The organism is Microcoleus sp. F4-D5, assembly GCF_036704885.1.
GTDB lineage: Bacteria > Cyanobacteriota > Cyanobacteriia > Cyanobacteriales > Microcoleaceae > Microcoleus.
Genome location: NZ_JAUBSX010000012.1, coordinates 97,055 through 113,460, shown reverse-complemented (window position 1 = coordinate 113,460; position 16,406 = coordinate 97,055). Strand labels below are relative to the sequence as shown.

Below are 16,406 nucleotides of genomic sequence, written 5' to 3'. Positions count from 1 at the left end.
ATATTGGGTAGCCTGTTAACTCGACATGACTATCAAGCAAAGCTTGAAGAATCAAAATCTGGCGGTACATCCTGCCACCGCCCTTGTCCGACTGCTTGAATTGCTTCTTTTAGCAATATATCGCCGGTATAAATTGCCCGACCGACGATCGCACTTTTGACACCAATTGGTTCCAAAGCCAGCAAACTAAACAAATCGGCGATCGAACTAACGCCACCGGAAGCAATCACCGGAATCGAAATAGCGTTAGCAATTTCGCGCAAAGATTCCAAATTCGGCCCTTCCATAGTACCGTCGCGGTGAATGTCGGTGTAAATAATTTCAGCAGCCCCTAACTCTGCCATTTTTTGCGCCAATTCTGTTGCTAAAACTTCCGAAGTTTCCAGCCAGCCTCTAGTCGCAACTTTACCATTTCTGGCATCGATGCCGACCAGAATTTGAGTGGGAAATTCGGCGCACAATTCGCCGACTAATTGGGGTTGTTCGACGGCAACGGTGCCGAGAATGGCGCGCCGGACGCCTAAATTGAGGATAGCAGCAACAGAGGCGCGATCGCGCATTCCGCCACCTACTTGACAGGGAACGTCTACGGATCGGACGATCGCTTCAATGGCTGCTTGGTTGACTGGATGACCTGCTTTGGCGCCGTCGAGGTCTACTAAATGCAGCATGGTTGCGCCTTCATTTACCCACTGTCTGGCGACTTCGACGGGGTTGTCGTTAAAAGTTTGAGACTTCGCGTAGTCTCCCTGATACAATCTGACGCATTTTCCATCCAATAAGTCGATCGCTGGAATTACATTCATAATTTTTCCTCAAATTGGTAATTATACCAGTTAAAAAAAAGAATGCAACTTTAGGCAATCTCCCAACCCATACACAATCATTCATTCCGCATTCTAAAATCTAAAATCTAAAATCTAAAATCTAAAATTGTATTACTCATTACCATTTATTTTTTACCTTCGCAACCGCTATTTAAATGAAACATAATCGCCGAAGACAGCGTTGACCATAAAGGAGTATTGACCTCGGCTTTTTGCAAAGCTTCGGCCGTCCATTCGTTGCAAGTTCTTAAAATATAATAACTGCCTTTTGCTTCATAAAAACTGTCGCTGTTACCGTAGCCGTAGCTAATTTTCATTTTCTTACCTGCTGCGTCTAATTGGAATGAGTTTTTAAGAAAATTTACCAGCCTCAGATAATTTGCCCCACTAATTTTAACACATTTGGTTTCAATATTTAGGGGGACAACCCGATAACCTTGAACGTGTAGGGTAGACGGAGTAAGGAGAAATAGCGCCTTGAAAGCTGTAACTGGGTTGATATTTTCTGATGTGGGAGTTTCCAGCATAAAAGCTCTATCTCCCCAGCCAAGAGATAAATATTTATAATCAGAAGTGGCATCCCGCCCTATTTCTGTTAGCGGTAAAAATTGATTCCAGTCAAAATATTCATTTTTAACTGGAACAATAATTTCGGTGTGGATGCCTTGGTTGGAAATGTATAGAGAGATTGTGCAATCTGCTTGCGAGTAATTTCCCCACTTTCTGGGAGTGAGATAGCCAATTGTGAAGAAAGCGCTTAAAAATAAGATGACAATTCCTAAGCGCTGTATGCTTTTTCTCATTTTAACCGTAGGTTTCAAATTCGACGTTCGGATGGCGGGCGCTGCATCTTTGTGGGGAAGAATTCTTGCAAGGCATAATTGCGCTGTTCGGGGGTTTCGCTAGCCCAATTCGATAAACTTTCGTAGAAAAAGAACGACACGCCAGCGAAATCTCTTTTTCGCACTTCTTGCACTTGTTCTTGAATTTGTTTGAGGGGCACGGAATTATTTTTAAGACCTGTTAAAATGCCGATCGCAGTTGGAATGTTAAGTTTAGCCAGTTTAACTTCTTCCCGTTCCAGTTCGGCACTAAAACGCTTGATATCGCTGCGATAAACCTGCAACACAATTTCTTGGATGTAGCCGCGTCTTTCCCAGGTAAACCAGTCCTGCAAGTGGGCGGGCAAAGCAAAGTGAAAAGGGTTGGGAGATAAGCTGACAATACATTTTTGTTTGCGGGATTTGATGGCGCGGGAAACTCGCCCCACGAAGTCGTTGATTTTGTCAGCGCGCCAGCGCACCCAGAAGGTTTCGCGGGGGTCGTTGGAGGGAGGGCTTTTGATTTGTTCCTGATACATTGACATTGTTAGTGGCTCGTAGCCAAATTCTACTGGCAAGCCGAAATGGTCGTCAAATTGAATGCCATCTATATCATAATTATCGACAACTTCTAGGATTAAATCTAAAATAAATTGCTGGACTTCGGGATGAAAGGGATTCAGCCAAACTCGATCGTGTTTGCCTTCTTTCCAAATAGTTGAACCGTCGCGGCGGTGCGCCAGCCAGTCTGGGTGAAGTGTGGCTAATTCCGATTCGGCGGGAGCCATGAAACCAAACTCAAACCAGGGGATTACTGCTATACCTTTTTGGCGGGATTGTGCTATAATTTCTTTGAGGATGTCTCGGTCTTTCAATCCGGGCGATGGGTCGATCGACTGTCCGAATACTCGTTCGGCTGCTGCGCTGGGATAAAGCGTATAGCCTCCTTGCCAAACCGTCGGATAGATGGTATTAAAATTGAGTTTATCCAGTCGATTTACAGCGTCAATGATGTTGTTGCGGGAGAAAATAACGTCGCTGTCAATGTTAGTCAGCCAGACGCCGCGCAATTCGGTTGTTGGGGTGGTGGGCGGGGTTTGAGCCAAGAGACGCGGGGATAATATCGCGGAGGAGGTAAGGGCGATCGTAAAAACAACTATTAAAGCCAGTATCCGCTGCCATTTGTGCAATTTAATCATCAATTTGTCGCAAATATGATTATTTTTAGACTGATATTTTACCGTATAATTAGCTTGGTAGGGTGCGCCAGCTAGGGTTATTTGATTAAAAGTCGATCGCACACTTCCTGACCAAGAATTTCAAAGGTGGTACCCGCCACGCGATCGATCCGTGGAATCAATCCAAAATCGAAAATCCTCAAGAAAGAGCATTTATCTCGCGCAAGTCAATCCAAAATCTAAAATCTAAAATCTAAAATCGATTGACGCACCTACTATTTTTGATATTATTGGGGGTCAACGATGGTACCCATAAATAATATTGTTCCTGTAGTATTGTCTCGAATGGCACAAAAGAATGGACGGTTTACATTCATTTGAAAAGGCGAGCTTCTGGTTTCGATGGAAGTCACGGCTGCTGCTTCTGTACCTTCTTCGTTTACTTCGACAAATGTCTTGTGTTTTACTGAGTCTACTGCTATTTTGTCATCAGTCATCGGAGAAAAGTCGGCTTGTGAAATATCAAAAAATCCTGCCATTCCCAAAGGTATGAGTGTGTTGCTGAGTTCAACTTCATACTCTATCTTGAAGCGCGGTATTTCAACTACACCCTTTTTTTCGCTAAATTGTTGCATCCATTTTTTCCAGTTTTCTGGTGTTAATTGCTGCAAGAAAGTGGCCAAATTGCTATTGGACTTGGGCAAGAAAATATACATAGCCAGATCGCCTTCTTTTCCGTAAGGTAAACTGACTGCTTGAAATTGGTGTGTTTCGTAGTACCAATAAAAGCCTTTCTGAGACATCATCGGATGCTGTTTTGAACTGCCATCGGGTAAAGAGAAAGTTTTGTTGGCAGTTTGAGATTTATCAAAGGGGGTTTTCCAGTTGCCTTTGAAATAGATGGCGTTAATCAAAAACAAGAGTTGATCGGGGCTAATTCGATCGACTATTTTATCAATTTTTCCTTGAGTTTTTTGGCTCACCCAGTTGTTAATGATGCGGAGAGCTTGCGGATTCATAAAGTCGAGTTCGGTAAGAGTAGCATTGTAGTAGCGTTGATTTATTTGCAGAAATTCTGGTTTTAAGGAGAAGCCTTGTTTCGCCCAAAGCGAGTTGGCAATTGATACTTGGACATTGGGGTCAACTTTCTGAAAACTATTTTGCAAAGCTTGATTTGCTGCGTTAATTTCTTGGGGAGTCATGCCCGTTAATTCGAGAACTTTTGTCATTTCTTGTTTCGTTTCTCCGCTAACTCCGTTGTATGCCATTGACAGGGCGAGGGCGACAGAAGTAGGGGAAATAAAGATATTTTGATTCGGCTGTTGTTTGCTTAGGGTGTTGAACAAGTTAAAACCAAATTTGGTATTGGCTGCAACAAGTCTGGCGTCTACATCGATCTGGTTGTTAGGGGGTGTCATGGCTGCAGCTTTTGAGTGATTGGGATTTGCGAGGTTGATGGGGTTAATTTTCAGTGACGGCGGCAATTCTGCGAAAATTGCTAATGTAATGATGGCGGCAGTAACCAGCCTGGTTTTCCAAGCCATAAAAGTTATCTTTGGTTGATATTTTGGGTAGTGCGGTATCACATTTTTACCTCTTAGTTTTTAGTTTTTCGACATGGCAATCAAGTTTTTGAGAGTTTAATCTAGTCAGGACTTTAGTCTTTGCTATAAACACTTGGCTAACTCTTTGTAGGAAGAGAGAGGATAGCTTTTAATAACTTTGCAGTTTCATCACTTTGTGGTAGTGCGCTTCTATTTTACTTGCGGTTGGCGATAGACGCTTGCTATTCCACTCGCTGCGATCGAATAATTCCCGCCTCAAAGCATCAACATCGATCGTTTGTACTTTCCTCTCGGCTACAAAAGGAAGTTCTGGGGCTCAAACAACCAATTCTCCGATCGCACTTATGCAATGAGCCACCACTTGCACGTCTGCGGTTTCATCACCTCTCTCGACCGGAATTAAAGCATTTTTAATTGTAAAGCTCACAGAGTTACCCTTTTTGTAAATTTACATTAATTTTTATTTGATGATTCCAGGGCGCTAACATGGGCTATCAACCAACTTTAATAAAGTTAATAAATCCTAAAATTATCAAAAAGTCACCCCTGATACTTAATCATAACAAAGATTTAAGATATGACGAGTTAGTAACAATCAAATAGTTATAAGATTGAAATTGTTTTTGAGTCACAATCATATGAATCCTGATTCTCTCCGCACCTTGGGCGTACCGCCGAATGCTTGGAAAGTTGATGCCAAAATTGCCGACATTACCCGATCGCCGATCGCACCTCAACCTGTTACCCTGGAAACAGAAACTAAAACCCTGCGTTTGGACTTAGCGAAAGCAGCAATGTTGGTGATAGATATGCAAAATGATTTTTGTCATCCCGACGGTTGGCTGGCGCATATTGGCGTAGATATAACCCCCGCGAGAACTCCAATTAATCCTTTAATAAATTTGCTGCCAAAATTGCGATCGCACGCAATGCCAATTATTTGGATAAACTGGGGAAACCGCCCCGATTTGCTCAATATTAGTGCAGCTTCCCGCCACGTTTACAATCCCACAGGCGACGGCGTAGGCTTGGGAGATCCGCTGCCAAAAAACAACGCACCTGTACTGATGGCAGGGAGTTGGGCGGCGCAGGTTGTCGATGAATTAAAACCCAAACCGGAGGATATTTGCGTTGATAAATATCGGATGAGTGGCTTTTGGGATACTCCTTTAGATAGTATCTTGCGGAATCTCGGCAGAACTACACTTTTCTTCGGAGGAGTAAACGCCGATCAGTGCGTCATGGCTACACTGCAAGATGCTAATTTCCTCGGTTACGACTGTATTTTAGTCAAAGATTGTACAGCTACGACATCTCCCGAGTATTGCTGGCAAGCTACTCTCTATAACGTTAAACAATGTTTTGGCTTTTTGTCGGATTCTCAGGCTATGTTAGAAGCAATTAAATAGTCATCAGTCATCAGTCATCAGTCATCAGTCATATTTTTTTGAGGCCAAACTGGGGACTAATGACTCTGGATTCTTAGTAATGACCCAGAAACATAACACTTGACAACTAACAATAAAAAAATGACAAACCAGTGCATGATTCCTGTTATAAAGTCTCCCCAAGACTACCAAGCATTTCGCATCAGTCCCGGCGATACTAATAGATTAGCGATCGTCTTCGATCCGGTAACAGCTAATGTTTCATTAACTGTTTGCGTGGAGATTTTCGATGGGGGCGGCAAAACTCCTCCCAACCGCCACCAATTCGCAGTAGAAATGTTTTTTGTACTCAAAGGAAGAGGGCAAGCAACCTGCGACGGCAAAACAGTTAGTATTAAACCGGGAGATAGTTTGTTAGTGCCTCCAACGGGGACTCACGTAATTGAGAATACCGGGAGTGAACGTTTGTACACTTTGTGCATTATGGTGCCGAATGAAGATTTTGTGGAACTGATTCGCAGCGGTACGCCAGTGGAACTCGATGAGGAAGATATGAGAGTCCTCGGGCGATCGGATGTACTCGTATCGTGCTAGTTTTGTAGTAAGCACTTTAGTGTTTTAATCTTCTAGCCCCTGCCTGGGAAAGCAGAGCCCCGACTTGTTTAAGCAGTCGGGGCTCTAACAAAATACTGTTTTACGTTAAAAATTTTCAATTATGAGCGTTATATTTCACATTGCTAAAAGCCAACAGTGGGAAGAAGCAAAACACCTTCAATCCTATCGAGGCGATACCCTAGACTCTGAAGGATTTATCCACTGTTCGACACTCCCGCAAGTTACTAGAAGTGCCAACAAATTTTTTGTCGGACAAACAGGATTGCTTTTGCTGTGGATTGACTCTGAGAAAGTGCAAGCAGAAGTTAAGTATGAATCTGCCGCTGGAGATTTTTATCCGCATATTTACGGGCCGCTGAATGTTGATGCTGTGTTGAAAGTTCTTGAGTTTGAAGCGGGTGCAGATGGCAAGTTTGAATTGCCGGAAGAATTAAGAGATGTTGCTTGATATTCATATTTTTGACCATTGTCAATTAACTTTTGAGGGCGGGCTAGAAGCCCACCCCACGGGAAAATTTAATTTTTGATAGCGGGCATCTTTCCCCTTCAAAGTTTGAGGGGGAAATTGAATTTTTGAGGGCGGACTAGAAGCCCACCCCACGGGAAAGTTGAATTTTGTGGAACGGGCATCTTGCCCGTTCTTATTTGTGCAATATATCAATTTAAACTGACTAATTAACTAACTCTTTCGCGAATGCTAGCGCATCTTCGCGACTCGCAATTCTCCCCTCCACCCGCGCTAATTGAATGTCCATCAACAATTGACCGATGCGCGGACTTCTGGGCAAATTTAAAGATTCCATTAAATCATTGCCGCTAACTAATTGTGTGGGATGAGCAACAATATCATCGGCATCGAGATAGCGATTAATTAACAGTGAAATCTCCTCAACCGCAAGTCCCGCCGCCACCGCTAAAACCGCTAAAACAGGAAATACTATTCCCAGATCCCGAAACAAAAAATACTGTTCTCGCAAAGACATTTCCGCGATAGGTTGTGCTTGCAACTTCGGCAAGTATTTCAAAAGCTCGATCGCACTTTTAATCTCCGCATTGCTGTACTTCAACCGCAGCAACTGGGTTTCAGCAATTGTCGGGTCGGAATCTGCCAAAACAGCCAACTTCGCAACCGCTAACAACGGCGTTTTAATCGTATCTCGAATCGATCGCGAAAATTCTCTCCCCAAATCTGGATAAATTGCCGCTAATTTGTCAGCAGATGCGTCAATTTTTGTCAAAATATCAAAACGGTCGATCGCACTTTCAAACCAAATCGAAAACAAACCATCTTCGCAACCGCGACAAATCCAAGGAACACCCTCTGGATTGCTCAACAAATAACCCAATTCCGTCCGCACCCGTTCCACCGCTACCCGACTCAACAGCGGTGCTAATTCCCGAATCGCCGATTGAGTTTCAGCTTCGATCGCAAAATCCAACTGCGCCGCTTGGCGGTAAGCTCTTAATAACCTCAGCGGATCGTCCTCCAAATTTGACCGCGAAATCATCCGCAGCAAACCCAAGCGCAAATCAGTTTGACCGTCCAAAGGATCGATGATTTCTCCTGTAAAAGGATTGCAGGCGATCGCATTTATCCGAAAATCTCGGCGCAGCAAATCCCCCTCCAGACTCCCCCCTTCCGCCTGCGCCAAATCCACCGTACCGCCCGCAAATACAACCCGCGCAATTTGGCGTTCCGCATCCAACAAGACAAATCCACCTTTCGTGCGATCGGCAATTCTTCGAGCAGTTTTCACCGCCCGTGTTAGCATAACGAAATCCAAATCAAAATAGTGCGATCGCCTCCCCAGCAGCGCATCCCGCACCGCACCGCCCACCAGATAAGCAGGCGGTGTCAGCAGTTCCAAATCAAACGGCCAACTATCAGGAGATAATGAAGAGGGCAAATTAATCGGCATCGCAACAAAAATCTACTTTCCTTACAAACAATTAAACTCTTGCTACGCTAGATTAACAGAAAGCTCAAATTTCACCAATCTTTTTGAAATGCACAGAGGATATCAAGAATGTGTATTTGTATTAACTGCCACTATGTAGACCGCTGCTTTACCTACCACGCCGTAGAAGAACAGCACGAACAGCTTCACCTCACCGAAACACCGGATTTCGACCCCGTAGAACCCACCATCAACGTCAACATCCGCCCCCGCCAAGACGAAATTGAAATGGAATGGGATGTAGTTGGGTGTCAAAGTTTCAAGCAAGAAACCGGCAAATGGGCAAAATTGCGGCCAGGCGAACTCGTCCCGACTTAAGGAAGAAGTCATTAGTTAGTTGGCAGTTGGCAGTTGGCAGTTGTTAGTCAACAGTCAACAGTCAACAGTCAACAGTCAACAGTTTTTATTCCCAATTACAAATCTAAAATCTAAAATCTAAAATCTAAAATCCAATGTGCTATTGCTTAAACCCAACTTGTCAGAATCCGCACAACCCAGGGGATGCAGAATTCTGCCAAAGTTGCGGCTCAAAATTGTTGTTGACTATTGACGCAGAAACGCCTTCAGCATCTCGCTACCGAACCGTAAAGCCGATCGGGCAAGGAGGCTTTGGCAGAACATTTTTAGCAGTTGATGAAACAAAACCCCTGATTTTTTCGCAGTGCGTAATCAAGCAATTTTTCCCGCAAAATACCGCAGCAGAAAAAGCAGCTCAACTATTTCACCAAGAAGCAGCCCAGCTAGAAACCTTGGGAAAACATCCCCAGATTCCCGAATTAATCGCGCATTTTGAACAAGACGGGAGACAGTATTTAGTACAAGAATTTATAGACGGCAAAAACCTAGCCAGAGAATTAGAACAAAAAGGAGCATTCACCGAAACACAAATTCGGCAAATCCTCAACGATTTATTGCCAGTGCTCCACTTCGTCCACAAATCCAAAGTCATTCACCGCGATATCAAACCCGAAAATATCATTCGCCGCCGGTTATCTCCAACTCCTTTACCCGCCTTAGAAACTTCCTATCAACCCTCTCCTTTCCAAAAAGATATTGTTTTAGTAGACTTTGGTGCAGCAAAGAAAGTAACAGCAACCGGCTTGCCGCAAACTGGTACAATCATCGGCAGTGCTGCTTATACAGCCCCAGAACAATTGATGGGGAAAGCAGTTTTTGCCAGCGATATCTACAGTTTGGGCGTTACCTGCATTCACTTGTTGACTGAAATTCCTCCCTTCGATTTGTTCGACAGTACAGAGGATTCTTGGGCTTGGCGAAATTATTTGAAGACTGCTGTTAGCGATGATTTCGGCCGCATCCTCGACACCATGCTTCAAAGTGCCACCAACCGGCGCTACAGTTCAGCCTCAGCAGTCATCCGGCACTTGAACCCCAAACCGGTGTATTTAGACGCACAGCCGGTGCTAGACGCGCCGGAAACGCCTGCAGAACGGGTGGTTACACCCGCGCCCGGTGTGTCGCTTTTCACTCGCCAACAGCAAGCCGAAATTCAGCAAGCTTTGCAAGAGGATCTCGCCCCCTACAATGTTACAATCCAAGTCAGCCAAGCCAAGCAACAGCTCACTATCGTCATCAACAGAACCGAAGACAACCCCGTTTACTATCCGCACTTATCTCAAATAATTGCCACCAGACTCACCGATTTGCAGTTAAATAAAGTCGCAGCCGTGAAGCTGTTGGGAAGAGTCAACAATTCTCGCCGCCCGGAGTGGAAGCAAATATTGCAAATCGATCCCAAGATTAAATTGAGAAACAAACTCGTGCGGCTGCAACACAATCAATTACTCAAGAAAATTGCCTCTGTTACAACCCAAGAATTTTGGCTGCCGAAGTTGAAAACTCAGGATTTTTGGATAGATGCGCTAATGTTTGCCTTAGTTTGGTTTATTTTTGGCTCTCAAATAGTCATTTTTAATTCGTGGTTTGCGCTAATAGTTTCTTCGGGTTTTATGGCCGTCAAACATCAAGTTTCCCAAAACAAAGAATTTGCCAATAAAAATTTATTTGCAAGTTTAGTAGTGCTGTTTTTGATGACTGGGGGCATGGGTAATTCCAGGATTTTAAATACGGGAATATTTGGCATTCTTTTGGGTTGCTTAGTTGTGGCTTTGCCGCTGTTTTTTGTTAAGGAAAATTATCAGTAATCGTGAATAGCAATCCCCAAGACGGAACATCAGTTAAAAAATACGGCTTAGCCCTGCACACTGCTACTCGCGAACTCGGTTTAGCCATCAGCAATTTTGCTGGAGATTCTCGCTGCCAAACTTGGAATTTGGATCGCGATTTAGCCACTCATTTGCATCAGTATTTAGTCGAGTTTATTGGGCCGCAAACTTGGGCGGATTTGGCTTTTATTGCAGTGGCGAAGGGGCCCGGAGGCTTCACGGGGACTCGGATGGGTATGGTGACGGCGCGGACTTTGGCTCAACAGTTGGATATTCCGGTTTTTGCGGTTTCAACTTTGGCGGCTGTGGCTTGCAGCAGCAGTAGAAAATCTATCTCAAATCAGGATATGGCGCTGCAAATGCCTGCACAGCGGGGACAATTGTTTGGTGCTGTTTATTCAGTTAACAAAGATTCTGGTTTAACTGAGTTGTTTCCTGATACTGTAATGACGGCGGAATCCTGGCAGGAAAAGTTGGAAAGTTGGGAAAATTCTTATCAGTTAATTGAAGTTGGCAGCGAGTTGGGTTCGTCGGTTTCTAGTGTGTTGGAATTGGCTTATTTGGAGTGGCAAATGGGAAGTCGTCCTGATTGGTCGGATGCTTTGCCTTTTTACGGTCAACATCCGGTTAAGGGACACTGAATATTGGGAATAGGGAAGTGGTAATTGGTAAATTGTTTATTTAAGGGCGATACAAACTTCGAGGCAAAAAGTTAATGTTAGCGGGTCTGGGTTTTCGCTTCGCAATCGATCGATCTCAGCTCGATCGCAGCCGCGAGATTCCATAAAATCGAGCATCCAGTTAGTTATTGTCGCGAGATCGATGTATTTTGCTCCGAGACAAACAGGGCAAATTTCGGGGCTGAGGGTACCGGTGCCGCCGCATTCGGGGCAATCCCAGTGGGTTGTTACGGGATCGGGGGTAGTTAGGATGTTGTTCATGCTGGGAAAAAGTACGCGCGGCGTAGCGATCCGGCAGGGAATCGCACTACTCGTTAACTCTAGCAAAAATGCCGATCGCCCTGACTTCTTCCTGCCTTAACACTAAGCAGGCTAGTGACTAAAATTGAAAAAAATACAAAAGGGGTGGCTATGTTCGATCGCACTCAATGGTTTTTGGCTGGTATGTCGATCGCACTTTCGCTTCAGTTAAGTCAGCCAGTGGCAGCAGCCGTGCCCGTTGGCAAAGCCGTACAAACAGCACAAACTAACAGCAGCGACGCTGCCCAAAAAGTATATGAAGAAGCAGAGAAACTCTACGAACAAGGAACAGCGGAAGCTTTAAGAGGTGCGATCGTCAAATTTGAAGAAGCATTAAAACTGCTTCGGGCAGTAGGCGATCACTCTGGGGAAGCGAACACCCTCACCTGGCTCGGCGTTATTTACTCAGAATTGGGAGAAAACCAGAAAGCGCTAGAGCATTACAACCAGTCCCTTCCCCTGTTTCGGGAGCTCGGTGATCGCGGTAGGGAAGCTACCACCCTCAACAACATCGGCACTGTCTACTCAGACTTGGGAGAAAAACAGAAAGCGCTAGAGTATTACAGCCAGTCGCTTCCCCTGAGACGGGCAACAGGCGATCGCCGTGAGGAAGCTACCACCCTCACCAACATCGGCAATGTCTACTCAGACTTGGGAGAAAAACAGAAAGCGCTAGAGTATTACAGCCAGTCGCTTCCCCTGAGTCGGGCAACAGGCGATCGCAGCGGGGAAGCTCGCATCCTCACCAGCATCGGCTTAGTCTACTCAGATTTGGGAGAAAAACAGAAAGCGCTAGAGTATTACAGCCAGTCGCTTCCCCTATTGCGGGCAGTAGGATCTCGCAGCGGGGAAGCTCGCATCCTCACCAGCATCGGCGTAGTCTACTCAGATTTGGGAGAAAAACAGAAAGCGCTAGAGTATTACAGCCAGTCGCTTCCCCTGAGTCGGGCAACAGGCGATCGCCGTGGGGAAGCTGTCACCCTCAGCAACATCGGCAATGTCTACTCAGATTTGGGAGAAAAACAGAAAGCGCTAGAGTATTACAGCCAGTCGCTTCCTCTGAGTCGAGCAGTAGGATCTCGCACTCTTGAAGCTCGCACCCTCACCAGCATCGGCTTAATCTACTCAGCATTGGGAGAAAAACAGAAAGCGCTAGAGTATTACAGCCAGTCCCTTCCCCTGAGTCGGGCAACAGGCGATCGCCGCGGGGAAGCTGCCACCCTCAGCAACATCGGCTTAGTCTACTCAGACTTGGGAGAACAACAGAAAGCGCTAGAGTATTACAGCCAGTCGCTTCCCCTGAGTCGGGCAACAGGGGATCGCCGTGGGGAAGCTCTTACCCTCAACAACATCGGCAGTGTCTACTCAGATTTGGGAGAAAAACAGAAAGCGCTAGAATATTACAGCCAGTCGCTTCCCCTCAGCCGGACAGTGGGTGATCGCCGCGGAGAAGCTTACACTCTCAACAACATCGGCTTACTCTACTCAGAATTGGGAGAACAACAGAAAGCGCTAGAATATTACAGCCAGTCGCTTCCCCTCAGCCGGACAGTGGGTGATCGCCGCGGAGAAGCTTACACTCTCAACAACATCGGCTTACTCTACTCAGAATTGGGAGAACAACAGAAAGCGCTAGAATACTACAGCCAGTCGCTTCCCCTGAGTCGGGCAACAGGCGATCGCCGTGGGGAAGCTCTTACCCTTAACAACATCGGCTTACTCTACTCAGATTTGGGAGAACAACAGAAAGCGCTAGAATATTACAGCCAGTCGCTTCCCCAGAGTCGGGCAACAGGCGATCGCAATGGGGAAGCTAGCATCCTCACCCACATCGGCAGTGTCTACTCAGAATTGGGAGAAAAACAGAAAGCTTTAGAGTATTACAGCCAGTCGCTTCCCCTAGTTCGGGCAGTAGGTAATCGCAATGGAGAAGCTACCATCCTTTACAGAATTGCTACTGTCAAACGCAACCAAAACAATCTTACCGAAGCCCTCAATGACATTGAATCCTCTATCAAAATCATCGAAGACCTCCGCACCCTAATTGCCAGCCCCGAACTCCGCAGCTCATACTTTGCCACAGTACAAAACTACTACGAACTCTACATCGATTTGTTAATGCAACTGCACAAAACTAATCCTAAATCCGGTTATGACACCAAAGCCTTAGAAGCCAGCGAACGTTCGAGGGCCCGCAGCCTCATCGAACTCCTCCAAGAAAGTAACGCCAACATTCGCGAAGGCATTTCCCCCGATTTACTGCAACAAGAAAAGAGCTTGCAACAGCAACTCGAAACCATTGAAAAGCAGCGCATCGAAACAATCAGCCGCCCCAATCCCAATCAAATTAAAATCGATGAAATCGACAAACAGCGCCTATCACTTTTGGAACAATATCAGCAACTTCAAACCCAGATTCGTACCGCCAGCCCCCGCTACGCCGCCCTCACCCAACCCCAACCTTTAACCCTGCCAGAAATTCAGAAACAGATTCTCGATGAAAACACGATTTTATTGCAGTATTCCCTCGGCTCATACCGCAGTTATTTGTGGGTTGTGACCTCCACAGGACTAACCAGCTATGAATTACCAAAACAGGTTGACATTGAAACAGCAGCCCGCACTTTCCGAGACGCAATAACTAGACAAATTTACAGAAAGATTCCCCAAAAAGTTGCCGAAGCGAGTGCAAATCTGGGCAAATTAATTTTACAGCCCGCAGCCGCCCAATTAGCAAATAAACGCTTATTAATTGTTCCAGACGGCGTACTGCACTATACCCCTTTTTCGGCTTTAACTATTCCTCAAACTGCCGGACAAAATACCAATGTTCCCTTAATTGCCTCACATGAAATTATTACCCTGCCTTCCGCCTCAACTCTCGCCATTCTCCGGCAAAATTACGGAGACAGAAAACCGCCCAATCAAAGTTTAGCAATTTTAGCCGATCCTGTTTTCAGTCCAGACGATGACAGACTCAAAGGAAAACTTACCCCGGAAGCTACCGAAAAGCTAGCATTAAATAATCTCGGTTTAAGTCGCTCGCTTCGTGCTTCCAATCGGGGATGGCCGCCCGAACGCCTACCATTTAGCCGCCAAGAAGCCCAAACAATATCCAGCTTATTCCCCTCAGCTTCTAGCCGTCAAATATTTGATTTTGATGCCAGTCGCACTACTGCTACCGATCGCAATTTAGCCAATTATCAAATCGTTCACTTCGCCACCCACGGCCTTGCCAACAGCAAAAATCCCGAACTGTCAGGAATTTTGATGTCGATGGTAGATGACAAAGGCAATCTTGTCAATGGTTTTTTGCGCCTCACCGATATTTTTAACTTGAAACTGGCGGCAAATTTAGTGGTTTTAAGTGCTTGTCAAAGCGGAATGGGACAGAATGTTAAAGGCGAAGGCATGGTGGGATTGACGAGGGGTTTTATGTATGCGGGGGCGCAGCGGGTGGCGGTGAGTTTGTGGAGTGTGGACGATGAAGGAACTGCTGTGTTAATGCAAAAGTTTTATCAGAAAATGGTGCAGGAAAAGTTAGCGCCGGCGGCAGCTTTGAGGGCGGCGCAGATGGAAATGATGAGAATAGAAAAATGGAAATCTCCCTATTATTGGGCGGCTTTTACCCTTCAGGGCGAGTGGAAATGATATAGCGGACATCAGATCGCTTCTTCCTGGCTTTACACTAAGCGAGCTAGTGATTAAGATTGAAGTGAAAAAAATACAAAAAGGGTGGTTATGTTCGATCGCACTCAATGGTTTTTGGCTGGAATGTCGATCGCCCTCGCCCTGCAATTGAGTCAGCCAGTGGCAGCAGCCGTGCCCGTTGGTAAAGTCGTACAAACAGCACAAACTAACAGTAGCGAGGCTGCCCAAAAAGCTTTCAAAGAAGCAGCACAACTCTACAATCAAGGAACAGCCCAAGCAAAAAAAAGTGCGATCGTCAAGTTGGAAGAAGCATTAAAGCTGTATCGAGAAGCCGGCGACAATAGAGGGCAAGCACTTAGCCTCCTTGGTCTTGGCAGTGTCTGCTCAGATTTGGGAGAGAAACAGAAAGCGCTAGAGTATTACAGCCAGTCGCTTACCCTATTTCGGGCAGTGGGCGATCGGTCCCTTGAAGCTACTATCCTCAACAACATCGGCTTAGTCTACTCAGAATTGGGAGAACAACAGAAAGCCTTAGAATATTACAGCCAGTCCCTGCCCCTATTTCGGGCAGTAGGCAATCGCAGCGGGGAAGCTGGCACCCTCACCAACATCGGCAAAGTCTACTCAGATTTGGGAGAAAAACAGAAAGCGCTAGAGTATTACAGCCAGTCCCTGCCCCTATTTCGGGCAACGGGCGATCGCGGTCGGGAAGCTACCACCCTCAACAACATCGGCAAAGTCTACTCAGATTTGGGAGAAAAACAGAAAGCGCTAGAGTATTACAGCCAGTCCCTGCCCCTATTTCGGGCAACGGGCGATCGCAGCGGGGAAGCCCTCACCCTCGCCAACATCGGCAGTGTCTACTCAGCATTGGGAGAAAAACAGAAAGCGCTAGAGTATTACAGCCAGTCCCTTCCCCTGAGTCGGGCAGTAGGCAATCGCAGCGGGGAAGCTACCACCCTCAACAACATCGGCAATGTCTACTCAGAATTGGGAGAAAAACAGAAAGCCTTAGAATATTACAGCCAGTCCCTTCCCCTGAGACGGGCAACGGGCGATCGCAGCGGGGAAGCTACCATCCTCAACAACATCGGCACTGTCTACGATGATTTGGGAGAAAAACAGAAAGCGCTAGAGTATTACAGCCAGTCGCTGCCCCTGAGACGGGCAACGGGCGATCGCGGTGGCGAAGCCGTCACCCTCAGCAACATCGGCAGTGTCTACTCAGAATTGGGAG

At 46.0% G+C, this 16,406-nt stretch carries 14 protein-coding genes; 8 read left to right on the top strand and 6 right to left on the bottom strand.

Going from position 1 to position 16,406, the window contains the following annotated elements:
* Positions 1-32: 32 nt before the first annotated feature.
* The 4 genes from hisA to QUA80_RS08600 form a co-directional block, all read right to left on the bottom strand.
* Entirely contained in the window at positions 33-806 is a 774-nt protein-coding gene (hisA, locus tag QUA80_RS08615; RefSeq protein ID WP_333423236.1) for a 1-(5-phosphoribosyl)-5-[(5-phosphoribosylamino)methylideneamino]imidazole-4-carboxamide isomerase, read from the bottom strand.
* Positions 807-952: 146 nt separating this feature from the next.
* Positions 953-1,630, bottom strand: coding sequence for a TIGR02117 family protein (locus tag QUA80_RS08610; protein WP_333423234.1), 678 nt, complete (start codon positions 1,628-1,630; stop codon positions 953-955).
* 14 nt (positions 1,631-1,644) lie between these two features.
* Positions 1,645-2,847, bottom strand: a complete 1,203-nt coding sequence (locus tag QUA80_RS08605; RefSeq protein WP_333423257.1) for a glycoside hydrolase family 10 protein — start codon at positions 2,845-2,847, stop codon at positions 1,645-1,647.
* Positions 2,848-3,113: 266 nt separating this feature from the next.
* Positions 3,114-4,370 carry a serpin family protein gene (locus tag QUA80_RS08600; protein WP_333423232.1) on the bottom strand — a complete coding sequence of 419 codons (1,257 nt, stop codon included), beginning with the start codon at positions 4,368-4,370 and terminating at the stop codon, positions 3,114-3,116.
* A 659-nt stretch (positions 4,371-5,029) separates the two neighbouring features.
* Between QUA80_RS08600 and QUA80_RS08595 the strand changes: the two genes are divergently transcribed.
* The 3 genes from QUA80_RS08595 to QUA80_RS08585 all read left to right on the top strand — a co-directional run bounded on the left by QUA80_RS08595 (position 5,030) and on the right by QUA80_RS08585 (position 6,842).
* Entirely contained in the window at positions 5,030-5,800 is a 771-nt protein-coding gene (locus QUA80_RS08595; RefSeq protein WP_333423231.1) for a cysteine hydrolase family protein, read from the top strand.
* A gap of 135 nt (positions 5,801-5,935) precedes the next feature.
* Complete coding sequence (locus tag QUA80_RS08590; protein WP_015176317.1) at positions 5,936-6,373, top strand: cupin domain-containing protein; 438 nt, start codon at positions 5,936-5,938, stop codon at positions 6,371-6,373.
* Between the two features lie 121 nt (positions 6,374-6,494).
* Positions 6,495-6,842, top strand: a complete 348-nt coding sequence (locus QUA80_RS08585; RefSeq protein ID WP_015176318.1) for a DUF952 domain-containing protein — start codon at positions 6,495-6,497, stop codon at positions 6,840-6,842.
* Positions 6,843-7,065: 223 nt separating this feature from the next.
* Here the strand turns inward: QUA80_RS08585 and QUA80_RS08580 are convergent, their stop codons facing one another.
* Positions 7,066-8,313: a CCA tRNA nucleotidyltransferase gene (locus tag QUA80_RS08580; protein ID WP_333423221.1), complete on the bottom strand. Its 1,248-nt coding sequence runs from the start codon at positions 8,311-8,313 to the stop codon at positions 7,066-7,068.
* Between the two features lie 108 nt (positions 8,314-8,421).
* Between QUA80_RS08580 and QUA80_RS08575 the strand changes: the two genes are divergently transcribed.
* The 3 genes from QUA80_RS08575 to tsaB all read left to right on the top strand — a co-directional run bounded on the left by QUA80_RS08575 (position 8,422) and on the right by tsaB (position 11,179).
* Positions 8,422-8,670 carry a Ycf34 family protein gene (locus tag QUA80_RS08575; RefSeq protein WP_006632635.1) on the top strand — a complete coding sequence of 83 codons (249 nt, stop codon included), beginning with the start codon at positions 8,422-8,424 and terminating at the stop codon, positions 8,668-8,670.
* A gap of 134 nt (positions 8,671-8,804) precedes the next feature.
* On the top strand, positions 8,805-10,517 hold the full coding sequence (locus tag QUA80_RS08570; protein ID WP_333423220.1) for a serine/threonine-protein kinase: 1,713 nt from the start codon (positions 8,805-8,807) through the stop codon (positions 10,515-10,517).
* Positions 10,518-10,519: 2 nt separating this feature from the next.
* A complete protein-coding gene (gene tsaB, locus QUA80_RS08565; protein ID WP_333423218.1) occupies positions 10,520-11,179 on the top strand; it encodes a tRNA (adenosine(37)-N6)-threonylcarbamoyltransferase complex dimerization subunit type 1 TsaB in 660 nt (219 codons plus the stop codon).
* A 36-nt stretch (positions 11,180-11,215) separates the two neighbouring features.
* Here the strand turns inward: tsaB and QUA80_RS08560 are convergent, their stop codons facing one another.
* Positions 11,216-11,479 (bottom strand): hypothetical protein, encoded by a 264-nt coding sequence (locus tag QUA80_RS08560; RefSeq protein WP_333351848.1) that lies wholly within the window; start codon positions 11,477-11,479, stop codon positions 11,216-11,218.
* 150 nt (positions 11,480-11,629) lie between these two features.
* Between QUA80_RS08560 and QUA80_RS08555 the strand changes: the two genes are divergently transcribed.
* Together QUA80_RS08555 and QUA80_RS08550 are read left to right on the top strand one after the other, a co-directional pair.
* A complete protein-coding gene (locus QUA80_RS08555) occupies positions 11,630-15,169 on the top strand; it encodes a CHAT domain-containing protein (RefSeq protein WP_445302222.1) in 3,540 nt (1,179 codons plus the stop codon).
* Positions 15,170-15,259: 90 nt separating this feature from the next.
* Positions 15,260-16,406, top strand: a 1,147-nt coding sequence (locus QUA80_RS08550) for a tetratricopeptide repeat protein (RefSeq protein ID WP_333423214.1), incomplete at its 3' end; no start/stop codon positions are given.

Coding starts and splice junctions, on each gene's coding strand:
- hisA (WP_333423236.1), bottom strand. CDS start 806: ATGAATGTAATTCCAGCGATCGACTTATTGGATGGAAAATGCGTCAGA.
- QUA80_RS08610 (WP_333423234.1), bottom strand. CDS start 1,630: ATGAGAAAAAGCATACAGCGCTTAGGAATTGTCATCTTATTTTTAAGC.
- QUA80_RS08605 (WP_333423257.1), bottom strand. CDS start 2,847: ATGATTAAATTGCACAAATGGCAGCGGATACTGGCTTTAATAGTTGTT.
- QUA80_RS08600 (WP_333423232.1), bottom strand. CDS start 4,370: ATGGCTTGGAAAACCAGGCTGGTTACTGCCGCCATCATTACATTAGCA.
- QUA80_RS08595 (WP_333423231.1), top strand. CDS start 5,030: ATGAATCCTGATTCTCTCCGCACCTTGGGCGTACCGCCGAATGCTTGG.
- QUA80_RS08590 (WP_015176317.1), top strand. CDS start 5,936: ATGATTCCTGTTATAAAGTCTCCCCAAGACTACCAAGCATTTCGCATC.
- QUA80_RS08585 (WP_015176318.1), top strand. CDS start 6,495: ATGAGCGTTATATTTCACATTGCTAAAAGCCAACAGTGGGAAGAAGCA.
- QUA80_RS08580 (WP_333423221.1), bottom strand. CDS start 8,313: ATGCCGATTAATTTGCCCTCTTCATTATCTCCTGATAGTTGGCCGTTT.
- QUA80_RS08575 (WP_006632635.1), top strand. CDS start 8,422: ATGTGTATTTGTATTAACTGCCACTATGTAGACCGCTGCTTTACCTAC.
- QUA80_RS08570 (WP_333423220.1), top strand. CDS start 8,805: ATGTGCTATTGCTTAAACCCAACTTGTCAGAATCCGCACAACCCAGGG.
- QUA80_RS08560 (WP_333351848.1), bottom strand. CDS start 11,479: ATGAACAACATCCTAACTACCCCCGATCCCGTAACAACCCACTGGGAT.
- QUA80_RS08555 (WP_445302222.1), top strand. CDS start 11,630: ATGTTCGATCGCACTCAATGGTTTTTGGCTGGTATGTCGATCGCACTT.